Source organism: Nonomuraea sp. SBT364, assembly GCF_001083785.1.
Taxonomy (GTDB): Bacteria; Actinomycetota; Actinomycetes; order Streptosporangiales; family Streptosporangiaceae; genus Nonomuraea.
Genome location: NZ_LAVL01000337.1, coordinates 1 through 1,871, shown reverse-complemented (window position 1 = coordinate 1,871; position 1,871 = coordinate 1). Strand labels below are relative to the sequence as shown.

Here is a 1,871-nt window from a genome sequence, read left to right as displayed (position 1 = left end):
GAGCCGCCCTCCCGCGCGACGGCGGCTCACCGGACGGGGACCGGGCAGCCTCGCGAAGCGGCGGCCACGCCGGTGGAGAGCGGGCGCGCGGGAACGTGCGGGCCGCGCTGACGGGACTCCTCGGGCGGGACGGTGAGCTGCGGCTGGTCGCCCAACGGCTCGCCACCGGACGCCTGGTGACGCTCGTCGGCCCGGGCGGCGTGGGCAAGACCCGCCTCGCGGCGGCGGCCGTGGCCGGGACGCCGGGTGACGTGTGGTGGGTGGAGCTGGGCGCGGTGACCGACCCCGCGGACGTGCCGCCGGCGGTGGCACGCGCGATGGGCCTGCGCAGCCGGCCCGACGCCACCGACCAGCTCGCCGAGTCCTTCGCGGGGACGGAGTCGCTGCTCGTCCTGGACAACTGCGAGCACCTGGCCGACGCGGCCGCCGCCCTGGCCGAGGACCTGCTCGGCCGCTGCCCCGGCCTGCGCGTGCTGGCCACGAGCCGCGAGCCGCTGCGCATCGCCGGCGAGTCGCTGTGCCCGGTGGACCCGCTGCCCCCCGGCGAGGCGGTGCGGCTGTTCACCACCCGGGCGCAGGCCGTTCGGCCGGATTTCGTGCCGACGGGGCGGGCCGGCGAGATCTGCGCGCGGCTCGACGGGCTCCCCCTGGCGATCGAGCTGGCCGCCGCCCGGCTGCGCACGATGTCGCTCGACCGGCTCGCCGACCGCCTCGACGACCGGTTCCGGCTGCTGACGGGCGGCAGCCGTACGGCGCTGCCCCGGCATCGGACGCTGCGCGGGGTGGTCGAGTGGAGCTGGGAGCTGCTGGACGCGACCGGGCGGGAGGCGGCCGAACTGGCGGCCGTCTTCCCGGCGGGCTTCACCGCGGAGGCGGCCCGCGAGGTGGGCGTCGGCGAGGACGCCCTGCACGCGCTGGTCGACAAGTCGCTCCTGCGCTTCGACGGCGACCGCTACCGGATGCTGGAGACGATCCGCGAGTACGGCCTGTCCAGGCTCGCCGGTGCCGGGCGGCTGCGGGCGGCGCGGGGCGCGCACGCCGCGTGCTTCCTCGCCCTGGCCGAGCGGGACGCGCCCCGGCTGCGGGGCGGCGGGCAGCTCGGCCCCCTGGCGCGGCTGGCGGCCGAGCGCGACCATCTGCTGGCGGCGTTGCGCACCGCCTGCGAGTACGGCGACGCGGACACGGCGGTGCGGCTGGGGGCCGCGCTGGCGATGTTCTGGACGGTGCGCGGCGAGCACGCCGAGGCCACCGGCCGCCTGCGCGCCGCGCTCCGGCTGCCCGGCCCCTCCGCTCCCGGTCCACGACGCGCGGCCGTGGCCGGATTCCTGCTGAACGCCCTGCTCGCCGGCGACCTGGACAGCGCGGCGGGGGCGCTGCCGGTGGTGTCGACGGCTGGGCCGCTGGACGAGCCGGGTGAGGTGGACCGGGCGCTCGGGGCGTTCGCCGGGGCGCTGGTGGCGCTGGCCCGCGGGGCGACGGCCGACGGGCTCGCGGTGCTGGAGCCCCACCTGGGGGCGGCTGATCCCTGGGCGCGCGGGATGGTGTGGCTGGCGCGGTCGTTCCTGCACGGCACCGGTGACGGGATGGAGGCCGGGCGTGCCGACCTGGAGGCCGCCGCCGGGGCGTTCCGGCTGGCCGGGGAGCGGTGGGGGCTGGCGCTGACGCTGATGTCGCTGGCGTCCGTCGAGATCGCGGCCGACGCCTACGAGCCCGCCGTCGCGGCGCTGGCGGAGGCGGAGAGGCTGGCCGCCGACCTGGGCACGCACGACGAGCTGGGGGTGTGGGTGGCGATGGTGAGCGTCCACGCCGGCCGCGTGGAGGAAGCCCGCGCCGGTTCGCCCCGCCGCAGCAGCAGCGGCGGGGGGGGGGCG

General features: G+C 79.0%; 1 protein-coding gene. It reads left to right on the top strand.

The features are described from left to right. A partial coding sequence (locus ADY59_RS52220; protein WP_442937814.1) for an ATP-binding protein occupies positions 1-1,871 on the top strand: 1,871 nt, incomplete at both ends.